This is a genomic window from Pseudomonas sp. NFACC46-3 (genome assembly GCF_900114515.1).
In the GTDB taxonomy this organism is placed as follows: Bacteria; Pseudomonadota; Gammaproteobacteria; order Pseudomonadales; family Pseudomonadaceae; genus Aquipseudomonas; species Aquipseudomonas fluorescens_Q.
In genome coordinates this window covers 1-25529 of sequence record NZ_FOTH01000027.1, presented here as the reverse complement: position 1 = coordinate 25529, position 25529 = coordinate 1, and the positions used below count along the sequence as shown (strand labels likewise).

Annotated in this window: 22 protein-coding genes and 1 other RNA gene; 5 read left to right on the top strand and 18 right to left on the bottom strand. The window is 62.0% G+C overall.

Going from position 1 to position 25529, the window contains the following annotated elements; all coding sequences use genetic code 11:
* Window positions 1-196 precede the first annotated feature (196 nt).
* Entirely contained in the window at window positions 197-1690 is a 1494-nt protein-coding gene (locus tag BM300_RS22795) for a sensor domain-containing diguanylate cyclase (RefSeq protein WP_092464117.1), read from the top strand.
* A gap of 292 nt (window positions 1691-1982) precedes the next feature.
* On the opposite strand, the gene lpxC is transcribed toward BM300_RS22795, so the two are convergent.
* The 18 genes from lpxC to rsmI form a co-directional block, all read right to left on the bottom strand.
* Complete coding sequence (lpxC, locus tag BM300_RS22790; RefSeq protein WP_030139673.1) at window positions 1983-2894, bottom strand: UDP-3-O-acyl-N-acetylglucosamine deacetylase; 912 nt, start codon at window positions 2892-2894, stop codon at window positions 1983-1985.
* A gap of 112 nt (window positions 2895-3006) precedes the next feature.
* The gene (ftsZ, locus tag BM300_RS22785) at window positions 3007-4200 is read right to left on the bottom strand and encodes a cell division protein FtsZ (RefSeq protein ID WP_063324491.1); all 1194 of its coding nucleotides are present in this window, start codon (window positions 4198-4200) and stop codon (window positions 3007-3009) included.
* Between the two features lie 98 nt (window positions 4201-4298).
* Window positions 4299-5558 carry a cell division protein FtsA gene (ftsA, locus tag BM300_RS22780; RefSeq protein ID WP_003205342.1) on the bottom strand — a complete coding sequence of 420 codons (1260 nt, stop codon included), beginning with the start codon at window positions 5556-5558 and terminating at the stop codon, window positions 4299-4301.
* A gap of 15 nt (window positions 5559-5573) precedes the next feature.
* Complete coding sequence (locus BM300_RS22775; RefSeq protein WP_092223686.1) at window positions 5574-6440, bottom strand: cell division protein FtsQ/DivIB; 867 nt, start codon at window positions 6438-6440, stop codon at window positions 5574-5576.
* 3 nt (window positions 6441-6443) lie between these two features.
* Complete coding sequence (locus BM300_RS22770) at window positions 6444-7409, bottom strand: D-alanine--D-alanine ligase (protein WP_092345992.1); 966 nt, start codon at window positions 7407-7409, stop codon at window positions 6444-6446.
* Window positions 7406-8866, bottom strand: coding sequence for a UDP-N-acetylmuramate--L-alanine ligase (gene murC, locus BM300_RS22765; RefSeq protein ID WP_063324488.1), 1461 nt, complete (start codon window positions 8864-8866; stop codon window positions 7406-7408). Before murC ends, BM300_RS22770 begins: the two co-directional genes overlap by 4 nt.
* Window positions 8859-9929: an undecaprenyldiphospho-muramoylpentapeptide beta-N-acetylglucosaminyltransferase gene (gene murG, locus BM300_RS22760; RefSeq protein ID WP_063324487.1), complete on the bottom strand. Its 1071-nt coding sequence runs from the start codon at window positions 9927-9929 to the stop codon at window positions 8859-8861. The genes murC and murG overlap by 8 nt, the downstream gene beginning before the upstream one ends.
* Window positions 9919-11136 carry a putative lipid II flippase FtsW gene (gene ftsW / locus BM300_RS22755; RefSeq protein ID WP_063324486.1) on the bottom strand — a complete coding sequence of 406 codons (1218 nt, stop codon included), beginning with the start codon at window positions 11134-11136 and terminating at the stop codon, window positions 9919-9921. Before ftsW ends, murG begins: the two co-directional genes overlap by 11 nt.
* Window positions 11133-12479, bottom strand: coding sequence for a UDP-N-acetylmuramoyl-L-alanine--D-glutamate ligase (gene murD / locus BM300_RS22750; protein ID WP_092223688.1), 1347 nt, complete (start codon window positions 12477-12479; stop codon window positions 11133-11135). Before murD ends, ftsW begins: the two co-directional genes overlap by 4 nt.
* Window positions 12480-12484: 5 nt before the next feature.
* A complete protein-coding gene (mraY, locus tag BM300_RS22745; protein WP_063324484.1) occupies window positions 12485-13567 on the bottom strand; it encodes a phospho-N-acetylmuramoyl-pentapeptide-transferase in 1083 nt (360 codons plus the stop codon).
* A complete protein-coding gene (murF, locus tag BM300_RS22740) occupies window positions 13567-14934 on the bottom strand; it encodes a UDP-N-acetylmuramoyl-tripeptide--D-alanyl-D-alanine ligase (protein ID WP_092345994.1) in 1368 nt (455 codons plus the stop codon). The genes mraY and murF overlap by 1 nt, the downstream gene beginning before the upstream one ends.
* The gene (locus BM300_RS22735) at window positions 14927-16390 is read right to left on the bottom strand and encodes a UDP-N-acetylmuramoyl-L-alanyl-D-glutamate--2,6-diaminopimelate ligase (RefSeq protein ID WP_092146821.1); all 1464 of its coding nucleotides are present in this window, start codon (window positions 16388-16390) and stop codon (window positions 14927-14929) included. Before BM300_RS22735 ends, murF begins: the two co-directional genes overlap by 8 nt.
* Window positions 16390-18129, bottom strand: coding sequence for a peptidoglycan D,D-transpeptidase FtsI family protein (locus tag BM300_RS22730; RefSeq protein ID WP_162893922.1), 1740 nt, complete (start codon window positions 18127-18129; stop codon window positions 16390-16392). Before BM300_RS22730 ends, BM300_RS22735 begins: the two co-directional genes overlap by 1 nt.
* A complete protein-coding gene (ftsL, locus tag BM300_RS22725) occupies window positions 18129-18422 on the bottom strand; it encodes a cell division protein FtsL (protein WP_072348519.1) in 294 nt (97 codons plus the stop codon). The genes BM300_RS22730 and ftsL overlap by 1 nt, the downstream gene beginning before the upstream one ends.
* Window positions 18419-19366, bottom strand: a complete 948-nt coding sequence (gene rsmH, locus BM300_RS22720; RefSeq protein WP_003205354.1) for a 16S rRNA (cytosine(1402)-N(4))-methyltransferase RsmH — start codon at window positions 19364-19366, stop codon at window positions 18419-18421. The genes ftsL and rsmH overlap by 4 nt, the downstream gene beginning before the upstream one ends.
* A complete protein-coding gene (gene mraZ, locus BM300_RS22715) occupies window positions 19363-19818 on the bottom strand; it encodes a division/cell wall cluster transcriptional repressor MraZ (RefSeq protein ID WP_003205355.1) in 456 nt (151 codons plus the stop codon). The genes rsmH and mraZ overlap by 4 nt, the downstream gene beginning before the upstream one ends.
* A 308-nt stretch (window positions 19819-20126) precedes the next feature.
* Window positions 20127-20480: RNase P RNA component class A (gene rnpB, locus BM300_RS22710), an RNA gene on the bottom strand.
* A gap of 74 nt (window positions 20481-20554) precedes the next feature.
* Complete coding sequence (gene rsmI, locus BM300_RS22705) at window positions 20555-21460, bottom strand: 16S rRNA (cytidine(1402)-2'-O)-methyltransferase (RefSeq protein WP_072348523.1); 906 nt, start codon at window positions 21458-21460, stop codon at window positions 20555-20557.
* Window positions 21461-21767: 307 nt separating this feature from the next.
* Between rsmI and BM300_RS22700 the strand changes: the two genes are divergently transcribed.
* The 4 genes from BM300_RS22700 (at window position 21768) to BM300_RS22685 (ending at window position 25212) form a co-directional block, all read left to right on the top strand.
* A complete protein-coding gene (locus tag BM300_RS22700; protein WP_092345996.1) occupies window positions 21768-23579 on the top strand; it encodes a penicillin-binding protein activator in 1812 nt (603 codons plus the stop codon).
* Complete coding sequence (locus BM300_RS22695) at window positions 23579-23941, top strand: YraN family protein (protein ID WP_092345998.1); 363 nt, start codon at window positions 23579-23581, stop codon at window positions 23939-23941. The genes BM300_RS22700 and BM300_RS22695 overlap by 1 nt, the downstream gene beginning before the upstream one ends.
* A 102-nt stretch (window positions 23942-24043) precedes the next feature.
* Complete coding sequence (locus BM300_RS22690) at window positions 24044-24637, top strand: phosphoheptose isomerase (RefSeq protein WP_007928463.1); 594 nt, start codon at window positions 24044-24046, stop codon at window positions 24635-24637.
* Entirely contained in the window at window positions 24634-25212 is a 579-nt protein-coding gene (locus tag BM300_RS22685; protein WP_003178201.1) for a BON domain-containing protein, read from the top strand. Before BM300_RS22690 ends, BM300_RS22685 begins: the two co-directional genes overlap by 4 nt.
* Window positions 25213-25529 lie beyond the last annotated feature (317 nt).

Below are 25529 nucleotides of genomic sequence, written 5' to 3'. Positions count from 1 at the left end.
TGCTGGGCGAAAGCCAACTCGATCAAAATCGACAGATCGCAGCCTTCGGCAGATCCTACCCAGTTATTGCGCAAACACTGATTGCCCGCTCTCATTGATCCAAGCACAATCAGCAAAAGGCCAGCATCTGGTTCATTGCCGGTTTGCAACCCTTTGGGACGGACCCCAGCCACATGACAATGCAGACATCGGAACCATGAGCGCGCGCAGTGCGACACCCGGCAACACCCCGCTTTCGAGACGTTCGGAACGGGTATTCGTAGTGGCCAGCTCACTGGTTGTCATTGCCATCCTGAGCATCGTGACGTTTCTGTTGATCCGCGAACATGCCGCCGCACAAGAGGCGGCGACCCGTGCGGCGACCAATATCGTGCAATTGATTGACGCCGATGTGCTGCGTAACGTGGAGCTCTACGATCTGTCGCTGCAAGGTTTGGCCGCCGCCGCCAAACGCGACGACCTGAAAGACGTTTCGCCGGCGATTCGCCATCTGGCGCTGTTCGACCGCGCCACCGCCGCCCCCTACAAAGGCGACATCCTGCTGCTCGACAAGCGTGGCGATGTAATCGCCGACTCCGCCTCGCTCGAACCGCGCAAAGGCAATTACGCCGACCGGGAATATTTCCAGTCCCATGTCCAGGACCCGAGTCTGGGCATGATGATCAGTCGCCCGTTCCGCTCCAGGAGTGCCGCCCACGATTGGCGCATCAGTTTCAGCTATCGACTGAGCGACGAGCGGGGTGAGTTCATGGGCGTGGCCGAGGCCGCAATGCGCCTGAACTACTTCAGCCAGTTGTTCAAAAGCCTGAACATCGGCCACGGGACGGTCAACCTGATCAGCCGCGATGGGATTCTGTTGGCCCAGGAACCGCCCCTGGCCGACGACATGATCGGCAAGGACTTCAGCAACCGACCGAACTTCGTACGCATCCTGCGAGAAGGTAACGGCAGTTTTACCGGCATCTCCAGTGTTGATCAGACACAGCGGCTCTACACCTTTTCCCAGGTGGGCGACCTGCCATTGATTGTCGTGGTAGCGCTCTCCTACCAAGAGGTCTTCGCCTCATGGCAACGCACGGCGTTGTTGGTCAGCGGTGCCACCGGCGCGCTGTGCATCGGTTTGCTCTGGCTTACCTGGCTGCTACGCCGCGAATTGCGACGCCGCTACAGAGCTGAACGGGAATTGGCCCAACTGGCGTCCATCGACGCTCTCACAGGACTGGCCAATCGACGAACACTGGACGAGACGTTGCGACAGGAATGGCTGCGCGCCCAACGTTCGGGCCAACCGTTGTCTGTGCTGATGATCGATGCCGATCATTTCAAGGCGTTCAATGATCGCCATGGTCATCAAAAGGGTGACGAGGCCCTGCGCACCTTGGCGCAATTGATCGGCCAGCATGTCCGACGCCCCGCCGACCTGGCGGCGCGCTATGGCGGTGAGGAGTTCTCGGTGGTGCTGCCGGAGACCACCACCGCTGGCGCCTTCACCATGGCCCAGCATATTCGCAACGCGGTCGAACAACTGCCATCTGTGTCCGAGGGAGGAGCGCCCATGACGGTCAGTATCGGCATCGCCACTTGGACTCAGGGACCGTACAGCGAACTCAAACAACTCTTGTTCGCTGCGGACAAGGCGCTTTACCAGGCCAAGGCCAGTGGGCGTAATCGTGTGGTTTGCGCGATGTGACACCGGAGCACCCAAAGGCGATGGGCATGACACCCTCTGTGCATGGATAGGATGCCCTCTGGGTAGGATAGGGTGCTCTCTGTGGCGAGGGGATTTATCCCCGCTGGGCTGCGAAGCAGCCCCAATGCAGACGACTCAATCAGCCTGGCGCACCGAGTTGCAGTGGGTGGGACTGCTGCGCAGTCCAACGGGGATAAATCCCCTCGCCACAGGGCTCATCTGATCCTCAGGAAACAGCCATAAAAAAAGGCCACCCAAAGGCAGCCTTCAAAAACTAGAGAGGTTTTTTTGCCTACACGGCCGCAACAGGGCGCATGTAAGAGATTGGTGCGGTGCTGGCGTCTTCGAACGTCACGACTTCCCAAGCATCTTTCTGCTCAATCAACTTGCGCAGCAGCTGGTTGTTCAGTGCATGGCCGGACTTGAAGCCCTTGAACTCACCAATCAGGCTATTGCCCAGCAGGTAGAGGTCGCCGATTGCATCGAGGATCTTGTGCTTGACGAATTCGTCTTCATAACGAAGGCCGTCTTCGTTCAATACACCATCGGAATCGACCACGATCGCGTTTTCAACACTGCCGCCGAGTGCGAGGTTGTGCTTGCGCAGGTACTCGATGTCACTCATGAAACCGAAGGTACGGGCGCGGCTGACTTCTTTTACGAACGAAGTGCTGGAAAAATCCACGCTTGCACTCTGGGTGCGGTCACGGAAAACCGGGTGATCGAAATCGATCTCGAAGCTCACCTTGAAACCTTCGAAAGGGACGAAAGTGGCGCGCTTGTCGCCGTCTTCCACGGTCACTTCCCGCAGGATGCGGATGAACTTCTTGGCTGCGTCCTGCTCTTCCAGGCCAGCCGATTGAATCAGGAATACGAAGGGTCCGGCACTGCCATCCATGATCGGGACTTCGGACGCGGAGAGCTCGACGTAGGCGTTATCGATGCCCAGGCCAGCCATGGCCGAGAGCAAATGCTCCACCGTATCCACTTTGGTGTCACCGTTGACCAGAGTGGTCGACATAGTGGTTTCACCAACGTTTTCCGCGCGAGCAGGAATCTGCACCACAGGGTCGAGGTCGGCACGACAAAACACAATGCCGGTATCGACAGGCGCGGGCTTGAGGGTCAGGTAGACCTTCTCGCCGGAGTGCAAGCCGACACCTGTGGCACGGATAATATTCTTCAGGGTGCGTTGTTTAATCATGGCATGGGCCGCTTCAGCGCAAATTGCGAACTGGTATCAACAAAGGCTGGCGATGATAGCAGACCAGACCTTTGCTGAACACCAATCACCCGTATCCCCCTGATACATTTCATCAATCGGCCTGACGACGCAGGAAAGCCGGGATGTCCAGGTAATCCAGATCGTCTTGCGGATTCATCTTCGCGGCAGTCGCAGTACCGGCCTGGGCCTGGTTGCGCATGACGGTCGGACGGTCCAGGTCACGGTAGTTCACCGCAGGCGCTTCCTGACGGGCAGACACTTGTTGTTGCGGTTGCGAAGCCATGGAAGTGTGAACGGTGTTGTCGATGACCTTCACAGGCTTCTCGATTTTGGCGCCCAGACCGGTGGCAACCACGGTGACGTGCAGCTCGTCGCGCATGTCCGGATCGATAACGGTACCGACCTTGACCATCGCGTGCTCGGAAGCGAAGGCTTCGATGATGCTACCCACGTCGGAGTACTCACCCAGGGACAGGTCAGGACCGGCGGTGATGTTCACCAGGATGCCACGCGCACCTTGCAGGTTCACGTCTTCGAGCAACGGGTTGCGAATGGCCGCTTCGGTGGCCTCGCGTGCACGGTTCGGACCGCTGGCGCAGCCAGTGCCCATCATCGCCATGCCCATTTCGCTCATGACCGTCCGTACGTCGGCAAAGTCGACGTTGATCATGCCCGGACGCTTGATGATGTCGGAGATACCGCGAACGGCACCGGCCAGTACATCGTCAGCCTTGGCGAAAGCCGACAGCAGGCTGGCGTCTTTACCGAGGATGGTCAGCAGCTTCTCGTTGGGGATGGTGATCAACGAGTCGACGCTTTCAGACAGCAGACGGATACCTTCGTCGGCGATCTGCATGCGCTTGCGGCCTTCGAACGGGAACGGACGAGTCACCACCGCAACGGTGAGGATCCCCATTTCCTTGGCCACTTCGGCAATGATTGGCGCCGCACCGGTACCGGTACCGCCACCCATGCCCGTGGTGATGAACACCATGTTGGTGCCTTGCAGGACTTCAGCGATACGCTCACGGTCTTCGAGAGCGGCCTGACGACCGACTTCAGGGTTGGCGCCGGCGCCCAGGCCTTTGGTCACGCCAGTGCCCAGTTGCAGGATGGTCCGCGCGCCGATGGATTTCAGCGCCTGGGCATCAGTGTTGGCGCAGATGAATTCAACGCCTTCAATGTTGCTCTTGACCATGTGGTTGACAGCGTTGCCGCCGCCACCGCCGACACCGATTACTTTGATAACCGGGCTAGCGGGGATGTTGTCTACGAGTTCGAACATTTTCCCTCTCCTTTCATTCTCTAGTTTTTTCGCCTACTGCGTTTGCTGCGTCTTCCAGCGCCAAGCCTGAAACCTGCCGCTTGAAGCTTTGAAACTGTTTAAAAGTTGCCTTTGACCCAAGCCTGGAGCCGCTCGAACAGGGGAGCCTTCGGCTCGTCGCTGCTATAGCTGTCGCGGCTGCCGATGCCTGAGAACGAAATCCCGTCGGACTGCTTCTGCAGGCCGTACATCAACAGGCCCACGCCAGTGGAATAGATCGGGTTGCGGACCACGTCATCCAGGCCCTTGACGCCATGGGGCACGCCCAGGCGCACCGGCATGTGGAAAATCTCTTCGGCCAGCTCGACCGCGCCTTCCATCTTCGACGTACCGCCGGTCAGCACGATGCCGGCCGGGATCAGGTCTTCGTAGCCACTGCGGCGCAGTTCGGCCTGGATCAGCGTGAACAGCTCGTCGTAACGCGGCTCGACCACTTCGGCCAGGGCCTGGCGCGACAGCTCGCGCGGTGGACGGTCGCCGACGCTTGGCACCTTGATGGTTTCGCCGGCACCGGCCAGCTTCGCCAGGGCACAGGCGTAACGGATCTTGATTTCCTCGGCGTACTGGGTCGGGGTACGCAACGCCATGGCGATGTCGTTGGTCACCTGGTCACCGGCAATCGGGATCACCGCCGTGTGGCGAATGGCGCCTTCGGTGAAGATCGCGATGTCGGTGGTGCCGCCGCCGATGTCCACCAGGCACACGCCCAGTTCTTTCTCGTCGTCGGTCAGCACCGAGTAGGCCGAGGCCAGTTGCTCGAGGATGATGTCGTCGATTTCCAGGCCGCAGCGGCGCACGCATTTCTCGATGTTCTGCGCCGCGTTCACTGCACAGGTCACCACGTGGACCTTGGCTTCCAGGCGCACGCCGGACATGCCCAGGGGCTCACGCACGCCTTCCTGGTTATCGATCACGTAATCCTGCGGCAGGGTGTGCAACACACGCTGGTCCGCCGGGATCGCCACGGCCTGGGCCGCGTCGAGCACGCGCTCAAGGTCGGCGGAGCTGACTTCGCGATCACGAATCGCCACGATGCCGTGGGAGTTCAGGCTGCGGATGTGATTGCCCGCCACGCCGACGAACGCCGAGTGGATCCGGCAACCGGCCATCAGCTGCGCCTCTTCGATGGCGCGCTGGATCGATTGCACGGTGGACTCGATGTTCACCACCACGCCTTTTTTCAAGCCACGGGACGGGTGTGTACCGATCCCGACGATGACCAGCGTGCCGTCGTCCGCGACTTCGCCTACCAGCGCCACCACCTTGGAAGTGCCGATATCAAGACCGACGATCATTTTCCCGCTTTGCACGTTTGCCATGGGTCCTGCCTCTTCTTAATTCTTCGCGACGGCGGGTTCGGCCGTCGTCGGCGCTACAGGTTCCCGCCAGCCAACGGCCAGGCCGTTGGCATAGCGCAGATCGATGCGCGCAATGTTCGTAATCTGTTCTTTAAGCGTCTTGTCATAGATGGCGATGAAGCGGCGCATCTTTTCCACCAGGTTGCCGCGTCCGAGCAACAGCTCGATGCCCGGCCCCGAGCTACCCGCGCCAGTGGTCAGGAACCAACTGCCGCGCTCACGCAATTCCAGGCGCGCGATGGAGAAGCCCAATGGCCGCAACATCTGGCTCAACACCTGGTACTGCTGCATCACTTGCTGCTGGGCCCGCTGTGGACCGAACAGTTGTGGCAAATGTTCATAGTTGGCCAGTTCCCGCGGCGTAAACGCCTGGCCCTGGTTGTTCAACAACGACTCGTCGCCCCAACGGGCCACCGGCAATTGCTCTTCCAGGCGGATCGACACCTGGTCGGGCCACACCCGGCGGACTTCGGCGTGGGCGATCCAAGGCATCTGCTCCAGTTCTTTGCGCATGCCCGCCAGGTCGATGGTGAAGAAACTCGACGCGACGTACGGAGCGATCCGCTGCTGCACGGCCTGCTGACTGATGTAGCTCAGGTCGCCCTGGACGTTGATCCGGGCGATCGGTCGGTCGGCATAAGGCAGCAACCGTTGCGCGCCTTCATAGGTGCCGAACCCCAACGCCACCAGCAGCACCGGCCAGAACAAGCTCTTGAGAAAACCAAAATTGGCTTTCGGCAAGCGCGCCGACATCGGCTCTTTGGCCACCATTCGGCTGGCACCCCGCGGCACCGGCTTGCGACCGGGTGCGGATGGCTGATGACGAAGCGATGCGCCTTGCATGGCTTAACCTCTTGGCTCTTGATGGCCGACACTGGCGGCCAGGATCGACACCACCAGTTGCTGGAAATCCAGACCGGCGGCGCGAGCCGCCATCGGCACCAGGCTGTGGTCGGTCATGCCAGGCGCGGTGTTGACTTCCAGGAACCAGAACTGCCCATCGGCGTCCTGCATCACGTCTGCCCTGCCCCAACCGGCGATACCCAGCGCCTCACAGGCCTTGGCCGTGAGGTCCATCAGTTCTTTTTCCTTGGCAGCGTCCAGCCCACAGGGAATGCGGTACTGGGTATCGTTGGCGATGTACTTGGCGTCGTAGTCGTAGAACGTGTGGGGCGTGCCCAGCGCAATCGGGGGCAACACCTGGTCACGCAGGGTGGCGATGGTGAACTCGGGACCGGAGATCCATTGTTCGACCAACACTTGCGAATCGTAGGAACTGGCGTCTTTCCATGCCGCGGTCAACTCAGGCAGCGAACTCACTTTCGCCATGCCGATACTTGAACCTTCATGGGCCGGTTTGACGATCAAAGGGAAGCCCAGTTCCGTGGCCGCCGAAATACAATCGGCCTCGGATGCCAGCACGGCGTGACGCGGTGTCGGGATGCCAAGGCTGTGCCAGACCTGCTTGGTGCGCAGCTTGTCCATCGCCAGGGCGGAAGCCAGGATGCCGCTGCCGGTGTAGGGAATGCCCAGGCACTCGAGCAGGCCTTGCATGCTGCCGTCTTCGCCGCCACGGCCGTGCAGGATGATGAACGCGCGGTCGATTTTTTCGCTCAGCAGGCGCTGCAGGAAATCGTCGCCCACGTCGATGCCGAATGCGTCGACACCGGCGCTTTGCAGGGCTTGCAGTACGGCGTTACCGGACTTGAGGGATACCTCGCGCTCGGCGCTCTTGCCACCGAACAGCACGGCAACGCGGCCGAAGGCTTTCGGGTCAAGGGTCGAGACCAGGTTGGCGTAGGCAGCAGTCATTTCAGTTTCCCCTCGCTGGAGGCCACGATTGCTCCGGCGAATAACGGACTTTTCAACAGTTTCGGGGCCAGGCCACCAATGTCACCGGCACCCTGGCACAGCAGGATGTCGCCGGCGCGCAGCAGCGGCTTGACCAGCGGCGCCAACTCCACGCCACGCTCGATGTAGATCGGGTCCAACTGACCACGCTGGCGAATGCTGTGGCACAGCTGGCGGCTGTCGGCCCCCGGGATCGGCTCTTCACCGGCCGGATAGACTTCCATCAACAGCAGCACGTTGGCGTCGGCCAGCACCTGGACGAAATCGTCGTACAGGTCGCGGGTGCGGCTGTAGCGGTGGGGCTGGTAGACCATCACCAGGCGCCGCTCCGGCCAGCCACCGCGCACGGCCTTGATCACCGCCGCGACTTCGGTCGGATGGTGGCCGTAGTCGTCCACCAGCATCACGTTGCCGCCGTCCACCGGCAGTTCGCCGTAGACCTGGAAACGTCGGCCCACGCCCTGGAACCCGGACAGGCCCTGGACGATGGCTTCATCGCTGACGCCTTCGTCGGTGGCGATGCAGATGGTGGCCAAGGCATTGAGTACGTTGTGGTTGCCGGGCATGTTCACCGACACATCCAACGGCTCGCGATCGGGGCGCAGTACGGTGAAGAACGTCTGCATGCCCTGCTGGCGCACGTTGATGGCGCGCACGTCGACGTCTTCGCCGAAACCGTAGGTCACGGTCGGACGCTTGATCAGCGGCAAAATCTCGCGCACCACCGGATCGTCCAGGCACACCACCGCCAAACCGTAGAACGGCAGGTTGTGCAGGAATTCGACGAAGGTTTTCTTCAGCTTGTTGAAGTCGCCGTCGTAGGTCGCCATGTGGTCGGCGTCAATGTTGGTGACCACGGCCACCAGCGGTTGCAGGTGCAGGAAGCTCGCATCGCTCTCGTCGGCTTCGGCGATCAGGTAGCGGCTGGTGCCCAGCTGGGCATTGGTGCCCGCGGCGTTCAGGCGACCGCCGATCACAAAGGTCGGGTCCAGGCCACCGGCCGCGAACACCGAAGCGATCAGGCTGGTAGTGGTGGTCTTGCCGTGGGTACCGGCGACGGCGATGCCGTGGCGATAGCGCATCAGCTCGGCCAGCATCTCGGCCCGTGGTACCACGGGGATACGGCGCTCCAGGGCGGTGGCGACTTCCGGGTTGGACGTGTTCACGGCACTGGAAACCACCAGCACGTCGGCATTGGCGGCGTTCTCGGCACGGTGGCCGATAAATATCTGGGCGCCGAAGGATTCCAGGCGCTCGGTGACCGGGGAGGCTTTCAGGTCGGAACCGGAAACCTGATAACCCAGGTTCAGCAGCACTTCGGCAATCCCGCACATGCCCACGCCGCCGATACCGACGAAGTGGATGCGACGGATACGGCGCATTTCCGGTTGCGGCATGGCTTTGCGATTCTCAACCATGGGCCACCTCCAGGCAGGTATCGACCACTTGGCTCGTGGCATCGGGTTTGGCCAGGCGGCGTGCGGCGCGGGCCATGTCTTCAAGTCGTTGCGGCTGCATCAAAACCTCTGTCAGGCGGGCGGCAAGATCCGCGGCGCCAGTCGTTCTTTGCGGCATCAGGAAGGCAGCGCCTTCACGGGCCAAATAATCGGCGTTACGGGTCTGGTGATCGTCGATGGCGTGGGGCAAAGGCACCAGCATCGAGGGCAGACCGGCGGCAGCCAGTTCACTGATGGTCAGCGCGCCTGCGCGGCAGACCACCAGGTCGGCCCAGCCATAGGCTTGGGCCATGTCGTTGATGAAAGGCTGTACTTGCGCCTCGACGCCGGCCGCGCGATAGCGCTCGGCGGTCACTTCATCGTGGTTTTTGCCAGCCTGGTGAAACACTTCCGGCCGCAGCTCGGGGGCAACCTGCGACAGGGCTTCGGGCAGCAATTTGTTCAACGGTTCGGCCCCCAGGCTTCCGCCCAGGACCAGCAGACGTGCCTTGCGTCCAGCCAGGGCCGGGCGCGGCGCATCAAAAAACAGCTCGGTACGCACCGGATTACCGGTGGTGCGGCGGCTGCCCGACAGGGTAAAGGTGTCGGGAAAGGCTTCACAGACCCGGGCGGCCAACGGCACCAGTAACCGATTGGCGGTACCGGCCACGGCGTTCTGTTCGTGAACGATCACCGGCACACCGGCCAATTTCGCCGCAACACCACCAGGACCGGTCACATAACCGCCAAACCCGACCACGCACACCGGGCGCAACCGACGGATGATCGCCCGCGCCTGCCTGATCGACTTGAGCAGCATCAGCGGCGCCTTGAGCAACGACAACTTGCCCTTGCCCCGCAGGCCGCTGGCGTCGATCCGGTGCAGCTCAAGGCCGGCAGCTGGCACCAGTTCGTTCTCGATGCCCCGTGGCGTGCCCAGCCAGTGCACGGTGTAGCCGCGCGCCTGGAACTCCCGGGCACAGGCCAGCGCCGGGAATACGTGCCCGCCGGTACCACCCGCCATGATCAGCACGTTAGCGCCCATGAATCGGCTCCTCGGCGAAGTCGCTCTCCTGGAATTCCATCTCTTCGCTGCCCAGGTGGGTTCGGCTCTCCCATTCGATGCGCAGCAACAGGCCGAGACAGGCACAGCAGATCACCAGGGAACTGCCGCCATAACTGAGGAACGGCAGCGTCAGGCCCTTGGTCGGCAACAGGCCAACGTTCACGCCGATGTTGATCAGGAACTGGCCGATCCACAGGAACGACAAGCCATACGCCACGTAAGCGGCAAAAAACTGCTTGGCCTTTTCGGCCCACAAGCCGATGTACATGCCGCGTACGCAGACGAACACAAACAGGGCGACGGTGCACAGGGAGCCGACCACGCCCAGCTCTTCGGCCAGGACCGAGAACACGAAGTCGGTGTGGGCTTCCGGCAGGTAGAACTGCTTCTGCACGCTGTTGCCCAGGCCTACGCCCAGCCACTCGCCGCGACCGAAGGCGATCAGCGCCTGGGTCAATTGATAACCGGAGCCGAACTGGTCGGCCCACGGGTCGGTAAAGGTGATCAGGCGCGCCATCCGGTACGGTTGCGCCTGGACCAGCACGGTCACGGCCGCCACCGCCAACGCCACCATCAGGATGAAACGAAACAGCCCGACCCCACCGAGGAACAGCATCGCCGCCGCGGCGCCCATCATCACCACCGTGGCGCCGAAGTCCGGCTCCATCAGCAGCAGGCCCGCCATCGGCAGCAAGACGATGAACGGCTTGAAGAACCCCATCCAGCTCTCGCGCACTTCTTTCTGGCGACGCACCAGGTAACCGGCCAGGAAAATCACCACGAAGACCTTGGCGATCTCCGAAGGCTGAACGTTGAAGAAACTGAAGCCAATCCAGCGCATCGAGCCGTTGACCTCGCGGCCGATACCCGGCACCAGCACCATCACCAACAGGCCGAAGGCACCGAGCAGCATCATCCAGCCCAGGCGTTGCCAGGTAGCGATTGGCACCATCATGGTGACGATGCATGCGCCCAGGCCGATCACCAGGTAAATCAGGTGGCGGATCATGTGATAAAGCGTGTTGCCCGACTGCACGGCGGCCACTTCCGACGAGGCGGACGTGATCATCACCAGGCCCAGGCCCAGCAAGGCCAGGCAACCGGCAAGCATCGGGAAATCCAGGTCGATGCCGCGCCCGGTGATCAGCGGCGACGGGTACGGCTTGATGATGTTCATCAGGCTCATGCCAAGTCCTCCGCGGCCCGGGCGAACAGCTGCCCGCGCTCTTCATAGTTCTTGAACATGTCGAAACTGGCGCAGGCCGGCGACAACAGCACCGCATCGCCTGGTTGCGCAAGGGCGCGGCACTGTTGCACCGCCTCGTCCAGCGAACCGACCCGAACCAGCGGCACGGCATCGCCGAGCGCCTGGGCGATCAATTCACGGTCGCGGCCCATCAGCACCACGGCACGGCAGTTGGCCGCCACCGGGTCGCGCAGGTCCTTGAAGTCGGCGCCCTTGCCGTCGCCGCCGGCGATCAGCACGAGCTTGCCTGCGATGTCCGCCCCCAGCCCTTCGATGGCCGCCAGCGCGGCACCGACATTGGTGGCCTTGGAGTCGTTGTACCAGGCCACGCCATCGAGGTCGCGCACCCACTGGCAGCGGTGTTCGAGACCGGCAAACGTGCGCAGGGCCGAGAGCATGGCATCGAACGGCAGGCCGACCGCATGCCCCAGGGCCAACGCGGCCAAGGCATTGGCCTGGTTGTGGGCGCCACGAATCTTCAGTTCGCGCACCGGCATCAGGTTCTGGAATTCGAAGGCCAGGTATTTTTCGCCATTCTCTTCGCGCAGCCCGAAGCCTTTGAAGTCCGGCACACCCAGGCCGAAGGACCAGCACGGCATGCCCTCGCCCAACAATGGACGAGTCAGGGCATCCTGGCGGTTGAACACCACTTGCCGGGCACCACGGAAGATCCGGTGCTTGGCCAGGTGATAAGCCGGCAGGCCGCTGTAGCGGTCCATGTGGTCTTCGCTGATGTTGAGCACGGTCGCCACTTCGGCGCCCAGGTGGTCGGTGGTTTCCAGCTGGAAGCTCGACAACTCCATCACGTACAGCTCGACGTCGTCACTGAGCAGGTCCAGCGCCGGGGTGCCCAGGTTGCCGCCCACGGCGACGCGCTTGCCGGCCGCCGCAGCCATCTCGCCCACCAGGGTGGTGACGGTGCTCTTGGCGTTGGAGCCGCTGATGGCAACGATCGGCGCCTTGGCGTTGCGCGCGAACAGCTCGATGTCGCCGGACAATTTCACGCCACGGGCAGCGGCCGCCTGCAGGGCCGGGGTCGCCAGGGCCAGGCCGGGGCTCACGTAGAGCTCATCGGCGCGGCACAGGAACTCGACGTCCAGCTCGCCACAACGCACGTCCACCTGGGGATAGTCACGGCGCAGCGTGGCCAGCTCAGGTGGATTTTCCCGCGTATCGGCGACGGCAAACGACACGCCCCGGCTCGCCAGGAAGCGAACCAGGGACATGCCGCTCTTGCCGAGGCCGACAACGATGCGGAAGTGGTCAGAAGCGATCAGGGACACTCGTTCTACCTCAGCTTCAGGGTGGCAAGGCCGACCAGTACCAGAATCACGGTGATGATCCAGAAACGGACGATCACACGCGGCTCGGGCCAGCCCTTGAGTTCAAAGTGGTGGTGGATCGGCGCCATGCGGAATACGCGGCGGCCGGTCAATTTAAAGGAAGCAACCTGAATGACGACTGACAGGGTCTCCATCACGAACACACCGCCCATGATGAACAGGACGATTTCCTGGCGAACGATGACCGCGATGGTGCCCAGGGCCGCGCCCAGCGCCAGCGCGCCGACGTCTCCCATGAAGACTTGTGCCGGGTAGGTGTTGAACCACAGGAAGCCCAGGCCGGCACCGATCAGCGCGCCGCAGAACACGATCAGTTCACCCGCCCCCGGTACATAAGGGATCAGCAGGTATTCAGCGAATTTCACGTTACCCGACAGGTAGCAGAAGATCCCCAGGGCGCCGCCGACCATGACCGTAGGCATGATCGCCAGGCCATCGAGGCCGTCGGTGAGGTTGACCGCGTTGCTCGAACCGACGATCACCAAGTAGGTCAGCACGATGAAACCTGCGCCCAGCGGAATGCTGTAGTCCTTGAGCATCGGCAGGATCAGGGTGGTCTCCACCGGCGAAGCAGCGGTCATATAAAGGAAGATCGCCGCGCCGAGGCCGAACACCGACTGCCAGAAATACTTCCAGCGGCTTGGCAGCCCACGGGAGTTCTTCTCGATGACCTTGCGGTAGTCGTCAACCCAGCCGATGGCCCCGAAGAACAAGGTCACCAACAGCACGACCCAGACATACCGGTTCGCCAGGTCGGCCCAGAGCAGGGTGCTGATGCCGATAGACGACAGGATCAGCGCGCCGCCCATGGTCGGGGTGCCGGATTTGGACAGGTGCGATTGCGGGCCATCGTTACGAACCGACTGGCCGATTTGCAGGTTCTGCAGAGTGCGGATCATCCACGGGCCCAGGAACAGCGACAACGACAGCGCGGTCAGCACACCCAGGATCCCGCGCAGGGTCAGGTACTGGAAGACCGCGAAGCCTTTGTGGAACTGTTGCAGGTACTCCGCTAGCAGCAGCAGCATTAATGTTTCTCCGTGGAGGCGCCGCACAGCGCCGCGACGATGTTTTCCATCGCTGCGCTGCGTGAGCCCTTGATCAATAAGGTGGTGTTCGGATCCTGCTCGGCGCCCAGGGCCTGGATCAGCTCGGCCTGAGTGGTGAAATGCCGTGCGTGCTCGCCAAACGCGGCGACCGCATGGGCCATCATCGGACCGACCGCATACAGCGCGTCGACCTTGCCGCGCGCATAGGCACCGACATCGTGATGCCCCTGTTGCGCCCACTCGCCCAGCTCACCGATATCCCCCAGCACCAATACGGTACGGCCGGAGAAACCGGCGAGGATATCCACGGCTGCGCACATGGACGACGGGTTGGCGTTATAGGTGTCGTCGATCACGCGCATGCCATTACTGGCCAGTTGCGCAACAGAGCGCCCCTTGACCGGCTGCACGGCGTTCAGCCCGGCGACAATGCCCGGCAGCGATACGCCCAGCGCATGGGCGGCAGCCGCCGCGGCCAGGGCGTTGGCAACGTTATGCGTGCCGAGCAGGTTCAATTGCACCCGCTCGGCGCCATCCGGACTGTGCAGGTTGAAGGCCGGGCAACCGCGGGCATCGCGGTCCAGGTCGCTGGCGTAGAAATTCGCGGCGAGGTTGCTCAGGGCAAAAGTCAGCACCTTGCGCTCGCCCGCCCGGGTCTTCCAGATTTCGAAGGCCTTGTCGTCGAGATTCAGCACAGCGACGCCATCGGCATCCAGCCCTTCGATGATCTCGCCCTTGGCCTCGACGATTTTTTCCGGGCCGCCGAACTCGCCGACGTGAGCAGTCCCGGCGTTGTTGAGCACCGCCACATGAGGCTTGGTCATGGCCACGGTGTAGGCAATCTCGCCGAGCCGCGAAGCCCCCAGCTCGATGACAGCGGCGCTGTGTTCCGGCGCCAGCTCCAGCAAGGTCAGTGGCACGCCGAGGTCATTGTTCAGGTTGCCACGGGTCGCCAGCACCAGACCGCGCGTGCGCAGGATGCTGGCGAGCATTTCCTTGACGGTGGTCTTGCCGCTGGAGCCGGTGATGGCCACCACCGGCTTGTCAAACCCGGCGCGGTTCAACGCGCCCAGTTGGCCCAGGGCCTGACGGGTGTCAGCGACCAGCAACTGCGGCAGCGTACTGTTGGTCACTTCCCGTTCGACCAGTGCCGCGACCGCCCCTTTGGCGGCGACTTCGTTCAAGTAATCGTGGCCGTCGAAACGCGGTCCGGCCAGGGCGACGAACAGCTGCCCCGGAGCAATGGCCCGGCTGTCGATGCTGACGCCGTCGAAGCTGGCGTCCGCCGCGATGAGGCGCCCGTTCAGGGCGTTGGTCAGTTCGCTGAGCTTCAGGGCCTTAAGCATGAGCCACCTCCCACGCGGTCAGGGCATGATCGGCTTCCACCAGGTCGGAGAACGCATGCCGTTCGCCGTTGATTTCCTGATAATCCTCATGGCCCTTGCCGGCCAGGACGATGACATCGTCCGCCGAGGCGCTGGCGATCAACTGGGCAATGGCCTGACCGCGGCCGGCGACGAAGGTGACGTTATCCACAGCCGTAAAACCGGCGCGGATGTCGTCGAAAATCCGCTGCGGATCTTCGGTACGAGGGTTGTCGTCGGTGACCAGCACGCCGTCTGCCAACCGCTCCACGACTTCAGCCATCAGTGGGCGTTTGCCGCGGTCACGATCGCCACCGCAGCCGAACAGGCACAGCAACCTGCCCTTGGCGTGAGGACGCAGGGCCGTGAGAACTTTTTCCAACGCGTCAGGGGTATGGGCGTAATCGACCACGACCAGTGGTTGAGTCCCACCGCCCAAACGCTGCATGCGACCGGCCGGGCCCTCGAGCTTCGGCAAGACCTTGAGAATTTCGTCCAGCGCGTAGTCCAGGCCGAGCAAGGCGCCGATGGCCGCCAATACGTTGCTCAGGTTGAAGCGGCCAAGCAAAGTGCTGCGCAAGTGGTGCTCGCCCTGGGGCGTGACCAGCGTGGCGCGCACGCCTTCGTCATTGAATTGCGCCTGGCGTACATAAAGGTAGGCGCTGGCATCTTCCAGGCTGTAGGTGATCAACCGCGACTCGCGCTTTTCGGCAGCCAGTTGCCGACCGAATTCGTCATCGAGGTTGATGACCCGGCACTTCAGGTCATTCCAGGCAAACAGCTTGGCCTTGGCCTCACCGTAGGCCTGCATGGTGCCGTGGTAATCCAGGTGATCCCGGGACAGGTTGGTCAACACCGCGACATCGAACGCCAGCGCGGTCACACGGCCCTGGTCCAAGCCATGGGAAGAGACTTCCATCGCAACGGCCTTGGCACCGGCCTTCTTCAGGTCCGCCAGGGTCGCCTGCACGGCAATCGGGTTCGGCGTGGTGTGCAGGCCACTTTCCAGCGCGCCATGGAAGCCGTTGCCCAGGGTCCCGACGATGCCGCAATGCTGGCCTAGCAGGTCCAGGGCCTGGGCCACCAGTTGGGTCACGCTGGTCTTGCCGTTGGTACCGGTCACGCCCACCAGGTTCAGGTGACGGCTCGGGTCGCCATAGAAACGCCCAGCGATGTCCGACAGCTGGGCCGCCAGGCCCTTGACCGGAATCAGCGGAACGTCGGTGATCGGCAGCACGGTCGCCCCGGCCACTTCATACGCCACGGCAGCCGCGCCACGCTTCAAGGCATCGGCGATGTGGGCACGGCCATCGAAACGGGCACCCGGCACCGCCAGGAACAAGTCCCCGGCGCGGACATTGCGGCTGTCCAGGGCCAGTTCGCGAATCAGCAGATCGTGACCGGCGTGGGCGAAAATCTTGTTCAGGCTCAGGGACATCAGCCACGCCCTCCTTCGGCTTTCAAGGGCACGACCGGTGCGGTATTCGCTTGCTGGGTCGGCGGCAGGTTATCCGGGGTAATGTTCATCAGGCGCAGGGTGCCGGACATCACTTTGCTGAACACCGGTGCCGAGACCAGGCCACCGAAGTAGCCCGCCTTGCTCGGCTCATCGATGACCACAACGATGGCGTAGCGCGGGTCGCTCATCGGGCCGAAGCCGGCAAACAGCGAACGGTAGGAATTCTCGGCGTAGCCTTTAGTGCCCACGGAGGTTTTACGGGCGGTACCCGACTTACCTGCCACGTGATAGGCCGGCACCTGGGCGCGATAGACACCGCGCGGGGCCTCGATCACCTGTTGCAGCATGCCCTGCATAGTCTTGGCGACGTTCTCCGGGATCACCTGGGTGGTCTGCGGCGCCTTGTCGGTCTTGATCAGGGTCAGCGGGGCGATACGCCCGTTGTTCGCCAACGCGGAGAACGCGTGGACCAGTTGGATCGCGGTCACGGAAACACCGTAGCCGTAGGACAACGTAGCGGTTTCAGCCTTGCGCCAGTCCCGGTAGTTCGGCAGGTTGCCGACACGCTCGCCCGGGAAGCCCAGGCCGGTGTCCTGGCCGAGGCCGATTTTCTGGGCCAGGCGATAAATCGTCTCGCCGCCGATATCGAAGGCGATCTTGCTCATACCCACGTTACTGGAGTTGATCAGGATGCCGGTCAGGTCGAGCACCGGGCCTTCGGTCTTGGACACGTCACGAATGGTGTACTTGCCGATCTGCAGGGTGCCCGGGTACACCTCGACGGTGTCGCTTGGTTTCCAGCGCCCGGTTTCCAGGGCGGCGGCCATGGACACGGCTTTCATGGTCGAACCGGGCTCGAACACGTCGATCATCGCGCGGTTGCGCATCATCGCCGGTTGCAGGTTGCGACGGTTGTTCGGGTTGTAGGTCGGCTGGTTGACCATCGCCAGGATCTCGCCGGTCTTCACGTCCATGATCACCAGGCTGCCGGCCTTGGCACCGTTCTCGACGATGGCATTGCGCAGTTCACGGTTGGCCAGGTATTGCAGGCGCAGGTCAATGGACAACGCCAAGGGCTTGCCGGCCTTGGCGTTTTTGGTGACTTGGACATCCTTGATCAGCCTGCCGCGCCGATCCTTGATGACTTGGCGCTTGCCGGCGACCCCGGCGAGCCATTCGTCATAGGCCAGTTCGACACCTTCGCGCCCTCGGTCATCAATGTCGGTAAACCCGACCATATGGGCCGTGACTTCACCGGCCGGATAGAAACGCCGGAACTCTTCGATGCCGTAGACACCAGGTACTTTCAGATCGAGCACGCTCTGGCCCTGTTCGGGGGTCAAGCCGCGCACCAGATAAATGAATTCCTTGTTGGCCTGGGCTTCGAGGCGCTCGGCCAGGGCCTTGGGATCCTGCCCGAGGGCAGCGGCCAGTGCCGGCCATTTTTCCTTGGCCAGCTGCATTTCCTTGGCGTTGGCCCACAAGGTGGTCACCGGGGTGCTCACGGCCAGGGGTTCGCCATTGCGGTCGGTGATCAAGCCACGGTGAGCCGGGATCGGAATATGCCGCACGCTGCGCGCATCGCCCTGCCCCTTGAGGAAATCACGGTCGACGACTTGCAGGTCGATGATGCGCCACGAAATCGCCGCCACCATGATCCCGAGCAAGCCCAGGACCAGACGAAACCGCCACGGGAACAGCGCCCCTTCGAGTTTCATCATGGCGCCACCATCTGCACTTCGGCAGCGCCGGGAATGCGCATTTTCAGCTGTTCGGTGGCCAACACTTCGATACGGCTATGGGCAGTCCAGGTGCTCTGCTCCAGGATCAACCGGCCCCACTCGGCCTGCGCCTTGTCACGCACGCTCAGCTCGTTGTAAAGGGAATTGAGAAGCTGGCGGTTCCAGTGCGCACTATAGGACACGGCGATGGCCGACACGAGCACGCCGATAAACAGCAGCAGCATGAAAAAGCTGCCGCCGGGCAGGGGCTTGGCGAAGAGCTTGCTCACCGCAACTTCTCCGCGACGCGCATGACGGCGCTACGGGCACGTGGGTTGGCCTTGAGTTCAGCCTCGGAGGCGAACTGCGCTTTGCCATGGATCTTGATTTTTGGCACGAAGGCTTCGAAACGCACCGGCAGGTTGCGCGGCAGGTTATCGGCTTCACCCTTGGTGAGTTTGCGCATGAACAGCTTGACGATACGGTCTTCCAGGGAATGGAAGCTGATCACCACCAGCCGACCGCCGATCTCCAGCGCTTCAAGCGCCGCTTCGAGACCGACTTCCAGATCGCCCAACTCGTTATTGACGTGGATGCGCAAGCCCTGGAACGCACGGGTCGCCGGGTTCTTGCCCTTTTCCCAGGCCGGATTGGCAACTTTCAGCACTTCGGCCAGGTCGCCGGTGCGCTCGAATGGCTTGATGTCGCGGCGTTCGACCACGGCGCGGGCCATGCGGCCGGAGAAACGCTCTTCGCCGTATTCCTTGAAGACACGGGCGATTTCTTCCACCGGGGCGGTATTGACGAATTCGGCGGCACTGATGCCACGGGACGGATCCATGCGCATGTCCAGCGGGCCGTCATTGAGGAAACTGAAACCGCGCTCCGGGTCGTCCAGTTGGGGCGAAGACACGCCCAGGTCGAGCAGCACGCCACTGACCTTGCCGGCCAGGCCACGCTCGGCGACTTCCGAAGCCAGCTCGGCAAAACTGCGTTGCACAATGACAAAGCGGCCGTCTTCGGCCGCCAGCGCTTGCCCGGTGGCAATCGCTTGAGGATCCTTGTCGAACCCCAGCAACCGGCCACCCGGACCGAGCTTGCTGAGAATCAACCGGCTGTGTCCGCCACGCCCGAATGTGCCGTCCAGATAGCAGCCATCAGGACGTACGGCGAGAGCCTCGACGGCTTCGTCAAGCAGTACGGTGATGTGGTTAAAGCCGCTATCAATAGTCACAGGATCAAATCACGCAGTTCATCAGGCATGGCGCCCGGTTGTTGAATAGCAGCGAGGTCGGCGGCAGAAACCGCATTCCAGGCATCTTCGTCCCACAGCTGGAACTTGTTCAGTTGGCCTACCAGCATCGCGCGCTTGTCCAGCTTGGCGTATTCGCGCAGGCGCGGCGGAACCAGGAAACGACCGCTGCCATCGAGTTCGAGGTCGACGGCATTGCCGATCAGCAAACGTTGCAAACGGCGGTTTTCTTCACGCAACGAAGGCAGTGCGCGCAGTTTGGTTTCGATGATTTCCCACTCATCAAGAGGGTAAACACACAAACATGGATCAACGGCGTCGATCGTGACGATTAACTGCCCCGAACTTCGCGAAACGAGCTCGTCACGATACCGGCTCGGCATGGCGAGACGGCCTTTTGCATCGAGACTGATAGCGTTAGCTCCGCGAAACACGTCTGCGTTTCTCCACTTTTTGGCGTTTTACCTTCAAAAAAACCCACTTCATGCCACTTTCCGCCACTTGCGCACACTATAGGAATGCGCCCACCGCACCGTCAAGGCGCGGATTGAAGGAAAAGCCTTATAGATCGGAGATTTAGGAGCGTTTCAGGAGGGGTAACAAGAATCTGACGTAGGAAATTTCACCTCAACCCGAGGAAGCACAGGAGGCTGCGCGCACAAGTTAAAGTGATTTGTTAAGAGTAAGATTTTTTTGGTATTAGGAACTGCGTCTGCCAGTGATTCCAGCAGGAAGGGAAAAGGTGGAGAGTCGATCTGTAAGCCGGGTTCTGTCTTGAACAGTCATTCGTCTACGATGGCCATCACTGGACATCTTTAGCAACCTACCCGGTCCCAGCGCGGGCCACGCCTTGGGACCCTATTTGGTCTTGCTCCAAGTGGGGTTTACCTAGCCACGAACTGTTGCCAGCCGTGCGGTGCGCTCTTACCGCACCTTTTCACCCTTACCGGCGCCGAAGCGCTTAGGCGGTTATTTTCTGTGGCACTTTCCGTAGGCTCACGCCTCCCAGGCATTACCTGGCACTTCGCCCTATGGAGCCCGGACTTTCCTCCCCCCCCTAATTCTCATAGAGGGCAGCGACTGTCCGATCGACTCTCCGCCGCGAAGGTTAACGGTAGAGCGCTTGAAGAACAAGCGCTAAAAGCCTTGGGCCAGACCCACGCCTTGGTTTCACTGGCCTTTCTGTTTTTCCAGTGCGACCTGGTACAGCACATTCTTGCGCTCGCCAGTGATTTGCGCCGCAAGGGCCGCGGCACGCTTGAGCGGCATTTCCTCGAGTAGCAGGTTCAGGACGCGCATCGCTTCGCTGCTGACAGCGTCTTCACTTTCCGGGGCTGTCCACCCGGCCACCAGCACGACACACTCGCCGCGCTGCTGGTTGCTGTCGCTTTCGACGAAGGCTCGCAACTGCGCCAACGGCAACCCCTTGAGGGTTTCGAAGGTCTTGGTCAACTCGCGAGCCAGCAGTGCCGGGCGCTCGGCGCCGAACACCAGTTCCATGTCTTGCAGGCATTCCAGAATGCGGTGCGGCGCCTCATAAAAGATCAGCGTGCGCGGTTCTTCCTTTATAGCCTCCAGGCGCGCCCGACGCCCCACCGCCTTGGCCGGCAGGAAACCTTCGAAGATGAAACGGTCCGAGGGCAGGCCCGCCGCCGACAGCGCCGCGATCAATGCACAAGCGCCCGGCACCGGCACCACGCTGATGCCCGCCGCCCGAGCCTGACGCACCAGATGATAGCCCGGGTCGGAAATCAGCGGCGTACCGGCATCGGAAATCAGCGCGACGTTATCGCCCGCCAACAGCCGGGTAATGAAACGACTGCCCTCATCCCGCTCATTGTGTTCATGACAGGCCGCCAACGGCGTGGAAATGCCGAAATGCTGCAGCAGGCGCTGGGAATGACGGGTGTCTTCGGCTGCGATAAGGGCAACCTCTTGCAGGATTTTCAGCGCACGGGCACTGATATCGTCCAGGTTGCCGATGGGCGTCGCCACCACATAAAGCGCGCCGGCAGCGGAATTCAAAGCACCTGGAGCAGTCAAGACACACACCTCATGATCGGTAAAAACCGCCATTGTAGCGTGTGCAGGCCGTCTCGGCTGTTCACATCAGCCATTGTGGCGAGGGAGCTTGCTCCCGCTCGGCTGCGCAGCAGCCGTAAAATCTGCCAGCCGCCCCCCCGGATATACCGTGTTGAATGGGTTTGGGGCTGCTGCGCAGCCCAGCGGGAGCAAGCTCCCTCGCCACGGAGGGCAGTGCCTTTGTGCTGTGCCGCACTCTCTGCAATACCTAAATTGATCGATTCACACCACTAACATCGCGCCCCGGCCAGCGCTTGGGTACAATTCGACGCTAATTTGATCTCGTATCAGGAACACTTACATGATCGCTTGCCTGCGGCTGCTCTCCGCCCTCTGCCTCGCTGCCCTCCTGGCGGCCTGCGCCAGCTCGCCCTCGTCCAGCCTTGGCGAACTTCCACGCACCCCGGATGCCAGTATCGAGCAGTTGCTCGAACAGGCCACCCAAAGCAAAAATCCGGAAAAAGCCGCCCTGCTGCGCCTGAGCGCTGCCGACCTGGCCTACCGCCAGGGCAATGCCGGCCAGTCCGCACAGATCCTGCAACAAGTGCCGATGGAACAACTCAAGCCCGGCCAGCAGATTTTCGCCAGCACGCTGTCGGCTGAACTGGCGATGACCCGCAACCAGCCCAAGGCGGCACTGACCGCCCTGGCCCACCCAAGCCTGCAACACCTGAGCGAAATGCCGGTGGAGCAGCAGGTCCGTACCGGTACCGTCCGCGCCCGCGCCCTGGAGGCCGATGGCCAGACCCTGGCCGCCGCCAAGGAGCGCATTTTCATCGCGCCCCTGCTGGAAAACGACGCTGCGGCAAAAAACCACGAATCCATCTGGTCGTTGATCGCCTCGCTGCCCACCGACCAGTTGCAGCCAAGCTCCAACGACGACCTTGGCGGCTGGCTGAGCCTGGCCCAGGCCGTCAAGACCGCCGGCACCCTGGAACAACAGCAGGCGGCGATCGACCACTGGCGCGAACAGAACCCGAAACACCCCGCCGCCCTGCAACTGCCGACACCACTGGTCAAGCTCAAGGAACTGGCGAGCCAGCCGTTGAGCAAGATTGCCCTGCTGCTGCCACAAAATGGCCCGCTGGCTGCGGTTGCCAAGGCCTTGCGTGAGGGCTTCATGGCCGCGCACTACCAGGCCCAACAGGCCGGCCAGAAGCCGCCAAGCATCCAGTTCTATGACAGTTCCAGCCTGACCTCCATGGACGAGTTCTATCGCAAGGCCCAGGCCGACGGCGTGCAACTGGTAGTCGGACCGCTGGAAAAACCACTGGTCAAGCAGATCAGCACCCGCCCGCAACTGCCGATCACCACCCTGGCGCTGAACTACAGCGAAGGTGAACAAGGGCCGCCGCAACTGTTCCAGTTCGGCCTGGCACCCGAGGATGAAGCCCGCGAAGTCTCCCGTCGCGCCCGCGCCGACGGCCTGCATCGTGCCGCCGCCATGGTACCGAAGGGTGAATGGGGCGATCGCGTCCTGAGAGCCTTCAGCCAGGACTGGCAGGCCAATGGCGGCACCATCATCGCAATCGAACGGGTCGACCAGCCAGTCCAACTGGCCCAGCAGATCGCCGACATGTTCCAGCTGCGCCAGAGCGAAGGTCGCGCCAAGAGCCTGCAAAGCACCGTTGGCACCACGGTCGCAGCCCAGCCGTCCCGTCGCCAGGACATCGAGTTCATCTTCCTGGCCTCGACGCCGCAACAGGCCCAGCAGATCAAGCCCACCCTGAACTTCCAGTACGCAGGTGATGTGCCGGTCTACGCCACTTCTTCAGTGTTCAGCGCCAGCGGCGACCAGAACCAGTACAACGACATGAGCGGCATCCGCTTCTGCGAAACCCCGTGGCTGCTCGACGCCAATGACCCGCTGCGCAAGCAGGTCACCGCCCAGTGGCCCCAGGCAGGCGGCAGCCTGGGCCGGCTGTACGCGATGGGTGTAGACGCCTATCGCCTGGCACCGCGCCTAGGCCAGCTCAAGACGTTGCCGGACAGCCGCATCGAAGGCTTGTCGGGCAGCCTGGCCGTGTCTGCTACCCAGCGCGTACAGCGTCAACTGCCATGGGCCGAGTTCGTCAACGGCCAGGTGCAGCGCCTGCCGGACACCCAGCGCTGATGCCCGACCGATCACGCCAGCAAAGCGGACGGGATGCCGAGGGCCAAGCCCTCGCGCATCTCCAGCAACAAGGCCTGCGGCTGGTGGCGCAGAACTGGTTGTGTAAACGCGGCGAGCTTGATCTGGTCATGCTTGACGGCGATACAGTAGTATTCGTCGAAGTCCGCTACAGAAAAAATACTCAATGGGGTGGCGCGCTCGACAGCATTGACGAGCGCAAGCGCCAGAAGCTGGTTTTGGCCGCACAGTATTTTCTGCAAAGCGAGCCTCGCTGGGCCGATCATCCCTGCCGCTTCGACGTGGTTGCCATCGACAGCAACGCCGCCCAGTTGAACTGGCTGCAGAACGCCTTCGACAGTTGAGCGCCCATGCCGAGCCGGACACCTTCACCTAACTTTTTTGCTCTTTGCTTTGCGCGCCGCACATGTTTGTGCCGATAAGCCGCGCTACTTAAGGTCACACAGATGGACATGCAATCGCGAATTCGCCAGCTTTTTCAGGCCAGTATCGACACCAAGCAACAGGCGATGGACGTACTTGCACCGCACATCGAGCAAGCCAGCCAAGTGATGGTCAACGCCCTGCTCAACGAGGGCAAGATGCTTTCGTGCGGCAATGGCGGCTCGGCCGGCGACGCCCAGCACTTCTCTTCGGAACTGCTCAACCGCTTCGAACGCGAACGCCCGAGCCTGCCGGCGATCGCCCTGACCACCGACAGCTCGACGATCACCTCGATCGCCAACGACTACAGCTACAACGAGGTATTCTCCAAACAGATCCGCGCCCTGGGCCAACCCGGCGATGTGCTGCTGGCGATTTCCACCAGCGGCAACTCGGCCAATATTATTCAAGCGATCCAGGCCGCACATGATCGCGAAATGATTGTCGTAGCATTGACCGGTCGTGACGGCGGCGGCATGGCGTCCCTGCTATTGCCAGAAGACGTCGAGATCCGCGTACCGGCCAATGTCACCGCACGTATCCAGGAAGTCCACCTGCTGGCGATCCACTGCCTTTGCGACTTGATCGACAGCCAACTGTTCGGGAGTGAAGAATGACCCCTAATCGCCTAGGCCTTCTGGCCCTGACCCTGTGCCTCGGCATCAGCGGCTGCACATCGGTGGTTAACGCCAGCCGGGAAAAGCCGATTGAAGATGACCGCGGCACCCGCACCTTCGGCAGCAAGATCGACGACTCCCTGATCGAAACCAAAGTGGGAGTGAACATCGCCAAGGCCGACCCGGACCTGGACAACAACTCGCACATCGTCGTCACCAGCTTCAACGGTGTCGTGCTACTCGCCGGCCAAACCCCGCGCGCCGACCTCAAGGCCAAGGCCGAACAGGAAGCCAGCGCTGTGCAGCGGGTCAAGACCGTGCATAACGAATTGCAGGTCTTGCAGCCTTCCTCGCTGCTGGCGCGCCAGAACGATGCGTGGCTGACCACCAAGATCAAGACCCAGATGCTCACCGACGCCAGCATTCCTGGCTCACGCATCAAGGTTGTGACCGAGAATGGCATCGTTTATCTGCTGGGTTTGCTGACCAAGAAAGAGGCCGCCCAGGCGACCAACCTGGTGCAGGGTGTGTCTGGGGTGCAGAAGATCGTCAAGTTGTTTGAATACATCGACTAAGGGGTGGTTCGGTTGCGGGCTTTGTGAGACGCAGCTTGTTGGTCATGTTGATCATTTAAGAAAACGGCGCTTCTTCCAGGGTGGGAAGGCGCCGTTTTTTTATGGGCGGGATTTTCGGGTTTTGGGTGTATATCCGTTGCTGCGGTGACGGCCACTGACGGTTCCGCTCTTACAGCGGGTCACTTTTGGAAGAGCGCCAAAAGTAACCAAAAACGCTCTGCCCCACCACTCGGTGCCTCGCTAGGGCTCGGCATGCCCGAACGCAGGCATTGCTCCGTGGGCCGCCGCGAAGGGCCATCCATGGCCCAGCGCGGCTA